Annotated in this window: 7 protein-coding genes and 1 tRNA gene; 3 read left to right on the forward strand and 5 right to left on the reverse strand. The window is 62.3% G+C overall.

The features are described from left to right. Positions 1–251 precede the first annotated feature (251 nt). Positions 252–1,238, reverse strand: a complete 987-nt coding sequence (locus MJ601_RS08075) for a bile acid:sodium symporter family protein (RefSeq protein ID WP_242125146.1) — start codon at positions 1,236–1,238, stop codon at positions 252–254. Between the two features lie 97 nt (positions 1,239–1,335). Here MJ601_RS08075 and MJ601_RS08080 point away from each other — a divergent pair, with 97 nt between their 5' ends. Beyond that, positions 1,336–2,091 carry an enoyl-CoA hydratase-related protein gene (locus MJ601_RS08080; RefSeq protein WP_242125149.1) on the forward strand — a complete coding sequence of 252 codons (756 nt, stop codon included), beginning with the start codon at positions 1,336–1,338 and terminating at the stop codon, positions 2,089–2,091. Here MJ601_RS08080 and MJ601_RS08085 read toward each other — a convergent pair. The 3 genes from MJ601_RS08085 to MJ601_RS08095 all read right to left on the reverse strand — a co-directional run bounded on the left by MJ601_RS08085 (position 2,088) and on the right by MJ601_RS08095 (position 3,956). Next, positions 2,088–2,981 carry a DMT family transporter gene (locus MJ601_RS08085; protein WP_242125151.1) on the reverse strand — a complete coding sequence of 298 codons (894 nt, stop codon included), beginning with the start codon at positions 2,979–2,981 and terminating at the stop codon, positions 2,088–2,090. The genes MJ601_RS08080 and MJ601_RS08085 overlap by 4 nt on opposite strands. 68 nt (positions 2,982–3,049) lie before the next feature. Continuing rightward, a complete protein-coding gene (locus tag MJ601_RS08090) occupies positions 3,050–3,364 on the reverse strand; it encodes a hypothetical protein (protein WP_242125153.1) in 315 nt (104 codons plus the stop codon). A gap of 70 nt (positions 3,365–3,434) precedes the next feature. Beyond that, positions 3,435–3,956: a MarR family winged helix-turn-helix transcriptional regulator gene (locus tag MJ601_RS08095; protein WP_242125156.1), complete on the reverse strand. Its 522-nt coding sequence runs from the start codon at positions 3,954–3,956 to the stop codon at positions 3,435–3,437. A 132-nt stretch (positions 3,957–4,088) separates the two neighbouring features. Between MJ601_RS08095 and MJ601_RS08100 the strand changes: the two genes are divergently transcribed. Next, positions 4,089–4,163 (forward strand) — tRNA-Gln (locus MJ601_RS08100). A 218-nt stretch (positions 4,164–4,381) separates the two neighbouring features. Then, a complete protein-coding gene (locus MJ601_RS08105) occupies positions 4,382–5,668 on the forward strand; it encodes a tyrosine-type recombinase/integrase (protein ID WP_242125158.1) in 1,287 nt (428 codons plus the stop codon). 32 nt (positions 5,669–5,700) lie between these two features. On the opposite strand, the gene MJ601_RS08110 is transcribed toward MJ601_RS08105, so the two are convergent. Next, the coding region (locus MJ601_RS08110; protein ID WP_242125160.1) for an SPFH domain-containing protein at positions 5,701–6,322 on the reverse strand (622 nt) is incomplete at its 5' end.

Genomic DNA, 6,322 nt, shown 5'->3' on the forward strand with positions numbered 1-6,322 from the left:
GCGGTTCGGAATGCATTTCGGGGATCATCAAGGCACACGGGCCGATATTAGACCCAAGCCACCCGGCATTCATCCCCCAACTGGGGTATGCGGGGCGGTCGATACCGATAGGTGCATTCTGCCCCGCGCTCCCGGACATCCTCCCCGCCAATGTTATACAATCGTATAACAAAGGCCGGCGAGCGGCAAGCCGAAGGCTTCATATCACTGCGGACCGGGACTTTTCGTTATCAGGCCCGGTTGGCCGTCCTTCAGCCGGTCGCCAGTTGAGGCTTGACCTCCGCCGCCGCGCCATAACGCCGCGCCAGCACCGCGCAGGCCATGAGCTGAACCTGATGGAACAGCATGATCGGCAGCAAGAGCTGACCCACCGCGCTCGGCGGGAACAGCACGCCGGCGATGGGCACGCCCGATGCCAGACTCTTCTTCGATCCGCAGAATTGCAGCACGATCGCATCTTCGCGCGCGAAGCCCAGCAGGCGCCCCAGGAAGAGGGTGAAGGCCAGCACGATGATGAGAATCGCGATGCAGGCGATCGCCAGCAGCAGCAATTCCTCCCTCGACACCTTGTGCCATAACCCTTCGATCACGGCCGCACTGAATGCGGAATAGACCACGAGCAGGATCGACCCGCGATCCACCCGCCCCACCAGCGTCTTGTGCCGCGCCACGAAATTTCCGATCAGCGGTCGCATCAGATGGCCCAGGACAAAGGGCAGCAGCAGTTGCAACAATATATTCTCGACTGACGACAGGGATATCAGGCTTCCGCTGCCGCTTTTTTCCATCAGCACCGCCACCAGCAGCGGGGTCAGCACGATACCCAGCAGGTTGGAAAAGGAGGCGCTCACGATCGCGGCGGCGATATTGCCGCGCGCGATTGCGGTAAAGGCGATGGATGATTGGACGGTGGACGGCAGCAATGTGAGAAACAGCACGCCCGCGCGCATCGGCAAGGGAAGCACCGTCACATGCTGCGCCGCCAGTCCGACCAGCGGGAAGAATATGAAGGTCGTTCCCAGCGTCGCCAGATGGAGCTTCCACGCCTTGGCCCCGCTCCAGATCGCCTCGCGCGACAGCTTGGCGCCGTGCAGGAAGAACAGCAGCACGATGCCAGCGTCCGCCGCTTCCCCGGCAAGGATGGCTCCCTTGCCCTGCGCGGGCAGGAAAGATGCCAGCGTCACCGTGCAGATCAGCAGCAGCAGGAATGGATCAAGGATTTCGCGAAGCCGGTTCATTGGCCCGGCTTTAGGCAGGAAGATCAGAAAAGGATAGACGCATTTCCTTCGATCCGCCAACAGTCGCGGCTGGTACACAGATCAGGAGAGCAGGATCGTGAGCGAAGGGATCGCCATCGTCGAGGATAAGGGCATTGTCGAAATCCATATCGACCGGCCGGACAAGAAGAATGCGCTGACCGCCGCCATGTATCGCGCCATGACGGCGGCCCTGGCCGATGCGGCCGCGCGCCCGGAAGTCGGCGCCATCCTGTTCGCGGGCAAGGGCGACGCCTTCTGCGCGGGCAATGACCTTAAGGATTTCATGGCCGGGCCGGAGGGTGGCGAGGCCGCCTTCGAATTCATCCGCGCCATTGCCGCCTTCGAAAAGCCCGTGATCGCCGCGGTTCAGGGGCTGGCCGTGGGCGTGGGCACGACCATGCTGTTCCACTGCGACCTCATCTACGCCACGCCCGACGCGCGCTTCGTCATGCCCTTCGTCAATCTGGGCATCGTTCCGGAGGCAGGCTCCAGCCTGTTGGCGCCAGCGACGCTCGGCTATGCCAAGGCCGCGTCTATGCTGCTGCTGGGCGAACCCATGGATGCGGAGACGGCCGATCGGGCCGGGCTGGTCACCGCGATCGTATCGGGTGATGCCCTGCTGGATCACGCCCGGCAAAAGGCCGCGGCGCTGATGACCAAGCCGCCCCAGGCCCTGGCCGTAACCCGCCGGCTGATGAAGGGTGATCCCGCCGTTCTGAAGCAGCGCATAGAGGAGGAAGCGCGGCTGTTTGCAGAAGCGCTCAAATCCGCCGAGGCGCAGGAGGCTTTCGCGGCCTTCTTTGAGAAGCGCCCGCCGGTCTTCCGGCGTTAAGCCTTCTTATCGAACCGCAACTCGCTAACGATCATGGCGGCGACCACCAGCCCGCCGCCCAGCAGGGCCAGCGGGGGAAGGCGGTCGCCCGCGATCCAGCCGATCAGCCCGGCCCATACCGGTTCCCCGGCATAGATCAGCGTTGCACGGGTCGCCGACACGCTTTGTTGCGCCCAGTTCATGACGAGCTGGATCACCGCCGTCATCAGCCCAAGTCCGCAGGCCGAGACGACCACGAACCAGGAAAAGGGCGGGGCAGCTTCTCCGGCCGGAATCATGCAGGCAAAGGCCAGCAGGGAGGCCGTCGATAGTTGGATCAGGGTCACTCGCGCGACATTCACGCGTCCGGCCCACAGGCTGATGAAAATGATCTCCAGCGCGATGGCAAAGGTGCTGATCAACGTCAGCGCCTCTCCCCTGCCCAGCGACAGCCCATCCTTCGGGGCTGCGATCAACAATAATCCCGCAAAGGCGAGTATCACCCCGGCCCAGCTGGATAGCCGGGGTTTGCGGTGCAGGATCGCCCATTGGAACAGCGGAACCAGCGGCACATAGGCCGCGGTGATGAAGGCCGAAGTGCTGCTGGGGATGGTCCGCAATCCCCAGCTCTGCAAGGAATAGCCGCCGAAAATGCCCAACCCGATCATTCCCCCCGCCAGCCATTCCCGCGCTGTGGTCCCACGCAGGATCGGCAGGGCGAAGGGCAGGGCAATGAGAGCGGCGGTCCCGAACCTCAGGCCCACGAAGAAAAATGGCCCGCTTTGGCGCATCGCATGATGGACGATCAGGAACGTCCCGCCCCAAAGGAATGTGGCACCGATCAGCGCGAACTCAGGACGTCCGACAATCAACCGGAATGGGGAATAAGAGGGGGGAGCGGCACCGTGCATGACAAGCTGGTGCTGCCATTGGCCGTTCAGGTCAAGCGCCGCCCCGGCATAGGGGCGGCGCCCGGCGGTCAGTCCTTCTTGATGTCGTTGCCTGCCCGCTCCATGGCCGACCCGATATCCCGTTTGGCGTCGTCCGCCTCGCGCTTTGCGTCGTGGGACGCATTTTCCAGCGCCGCACCTATTTTCGAACTGCTTTCATCGATCGCGTTGCCCGCTTGGTCCAGTCCATTGTCGATCTTTTCGCCGGCGCGACTGACGCCGTTGCTGACATCATTGCCGATCGTCGATCCTGCATTTTCCAGATTGTTCTGGGCTTTTTCGGAACAGGCCGACACGCCCATCAGGGTCAGCACGGACAGGGTGGCCAGAAATGATTTGCGCATGGTTCATCCTCATTGCGATCAACGACAGCGTGATAAGCGCTGCTGGAGCGATAAGGTTGCGAAACGACTTTCAGCGACCGCGCAAGCCGAACACCATCGATCGGTCCTGATCGGGGATCAGCCCTTCCAGCACCCGCCAGAATCCAGTGACCGATCCTTGCCCTGCTTGCGCATAGGCGGCCGCCATTTTCTCGCGCAGCGCCCGGAAAAGCTCAGCCTCCAGCGCGATTCCGGCGGGGCTGAGGCGCAGCAGTTTCTGCCGCCGGTCGCTGGCGCCCTGACGGGTTTCAATATAGCCCTGCTCGATCAGGTCGTTGAGCACCCGTCCCAGCGACTGTTTGGTGATCGCCAGCAGGCGCAGCAGTTCCTTGACGGTCAGGTCGGGCTGCCGGGAGATGAAATAGAGTGCCCGGTGGTGCGCCCGGCCCAGCCCCTGTGCCGCCAACCCCTCGTCAATGGACCGGGTGAGGGCCGAATAGCCGAAATAAAGCATCTCTATTCCACGCCGGATTTCATCCTCGCGCAGGAAGAGGGGCGAAGCGGGCGCGATCTGGGACGTGGCTGCGGCCGGGGGAGAGCTTTGAACGGGCATGCCAGCGGATTCCAGACTTTGAAGGGACGTTCAGGGCCTGCATATTGGCGTCTCCGGAAAATAATGACCAGGCTTTCCTTTCACGCAAGAGCCGCTATATGGCGTCCGCACCGGCACACGGCCGGTCCATGCTGGGGCGTAGCCAAGCGGTAAGGCAGCGGTTTTTGGTACCGCCATGCGCAGGTTCGAATCCTGCCGCCCCAGCCACTATTTTGGCCCATTATGACCAACAAGGTCTCAAGGGGTTCAAAAAAATGGCCTGTTTTCAATGGCTTGTTTCGTATATTCTGTCCCACACAGGAGCCATTCCGATCGGGCAGTCTCATGCGATTTGTTGGTCAGCCTGTTGGTAAAAACAGGAATCGAAGACGGAAAAAGCGGTTGCGCAGGACCGGACCCGGAACAGCAGAGCCGGAGTTCCGTTCATGCTGACCGATCAATTGCTCAACACCCTCGTCGCCCTCGACAAGCCGATCAAGAAGTCCGACGGCGGAGGTCTCCACATCTTTGCCGTGCCGCTGGGGCGCAAGCGCTGGCGTCTCGCCTATCGTTTCGAGGGCAAACAGAAGACCATCGACGGCGGCGAATATCCTGCCGTCAGCCTGCATCGTGCGCGGGTCTGGCGCGAAGAGATGAAAAACCTGCTGGCCGCTGGCGTTGATCCGATCGCGCATAAGAAGGAAGCGAAATTTCAGGCCGTCGCCGACAAGGTCACCTTCGGGATGCTGGCGCGGGAATGGATTGAGGCTCGCCGTGCGGCCTGGTCGCCTCGCTATGCCCGCCTCATCGAGGGGAGGCTGGAGAACGACATCCTCCCCATCATTGGTGATCAGCCCGTCCGTTCCATCCTGCCGCGCACGATGCTCGAAGCTTTGCGCGTGATCGAGGCGCGGGGTTCCTACGAGATGGCGCATCGCATCAAGAATCATTGCAGTGAGATCTTCCGCTTCGGCATTCCCGACGGTCGTTGCGAAACCGATCCGTGCCGCGACCTGTCGGCGGCCATGATCAAGCCGCCGCCGGTTCGCCACCGCGCCAAGATCGAAATCAAGGATCTTCCCGAATTCTATGCCCGCCTCAGCGCAGACGAGGGCTCAGAACTCAGTCATCTCGCGCTTCGATGGACAATCCTCACCATGGTGCGCACCCAGGAGACGCGCTTTGCCCAATGGAGCGAATTTGAAGGGCTGGGAAGCGACGAACCGCTCTGGCGCATACCGCCAGAGCGCATGAAGATGCGTTCCGAGCATCTGGTGCCGCTGCCGCCCCAGGCGGTCGATCTTTTGCGCAAGATCCGCGACATCAATCCCTATGGCAAGGCGGGCAATGAGCGGCTGGGCAAATATCTGTTCCCGGTCGCGGGCTCCCGTTCGGATACGATCAGTGAAAACCGGATGCTCGATGTGATGTACCGCATGGGGCTGCGCGGGAAGGCGACCGTCCATGGTTTCCGGTCGTTGGCGAGCACGGTGCTCAATGAATCGGGGCATTTCATGCCCGACTGGATCGAGATGCAATTGGCGCACATGCCGCGCGGCGTCAGAGGCGTTTACAATTCGGCGCGCTATCTGTCGCATCGGCGAAAAATGATGGAATGGTGGGCGAAATATCTCGACGCCGCCGAGGAGGCAGCGCCGATCGCGCTGGAGGGCTTCAAGGTCGCCCAGCGCAAGCAGGAGAAGGCGCTTGCCTGGTTCCAGTCATCCTGGTGATGGGCCGCGCGGCGTTGCCGCGCGGCCTGTCCTCATTTGACATTCAGAAACGGGAGAGGACCGCCGCCCGTATAGGTAGGAAGCCGCCCGTCCCAGCGCTCGACCGCGCGCATCTGGACGATCTCGGGGTTGGTACGGATCGCCTCCGCTTCTACCTGGATCGCCTGGGCATCGCCCTGCGCCTTGGCGACGCGCGCGTCCGCATTGGCCTTGGCAGTCGCCACATTCGCCTGCGCGGCAAGCGCCGCCTGCTCATTGGCGATCTTGGCGTTGATCTGTGTCAGCACCTGATCGGGCACGCCGATATTGCCCGCCCAATAGAGCTGCTCGACCTGCAAACCAACCGGCGCGAAGAAAGCCTGCACCCGCTTCTGCGCCGTCGCGATCAACTCCGACTTGTGCGACCCGTAAATTTCCTCGACGCCTAGCTGTGCCGCGCGCTCGACGATCGCATTGCGGATTTCGTTGCGCAGCGGTCCCGCGATGATCTGGTCCATGTCCGTGCGGTAGCGCTGGAACAGGATCGAGGCGCGCTGCGGATCGACATGGTAGCTGACCGCCACGTCGGCTTTCAGGGACAGGCCGTTCTTGTCCTGGAAGTTGAAGCTCTCGTCGATCGGACTCTGCTCGTTCTGTGACGCCGTCCAGGTATAG

The organism is Sphingobium trunci (genome assembly GCF_022664535.1).
GTDB lineage: Bacteria > Pseudomonadota > Alphaproteobacteria > Sphingomonadales > Sphingomonadaceae > Sphingobium.

Bases quoted from the DNA above. Each gene is read 5' to 3' on its own strand.
- MJ601_RS08090 (WP_242125153.1), bottom strand. From the start codon at position 3,364: ATGCGCAAATCATTTCTGGCCACCCTGTCCGTGCTGACCCTGATGGGC.
- MJ601_RS08105 (WP_242125158.1), top strand. From the start codon at position 4,382: ATGCTGACCGATCAATTGCTCAACACCCTCGTCGCCCTCGACAAGCCG.
- MJ601_RS08085 (WP_242125151.1), bottom strand. From the start codon at position 2,981: ATGCACGGTGCCGCTCCCCCCTCTTATTCCCCATTCCGGTTGATTGTC.
- MJ601_RS08075 (WP_242125146.1), bottom strand. From the start codon at position 1,238: ATGAACCGGCTTCGCGAAATCCTTGATCCATTCCTGCTGCTGCTGATC.
- MJ601_RS08095 (WP_242125156.1), bottom strand. From the start codon at position 3,956: ATGCCCGTTCAAAGCTCTCCCCCGGCCGCAGCCACGTCCCAGATCGCG.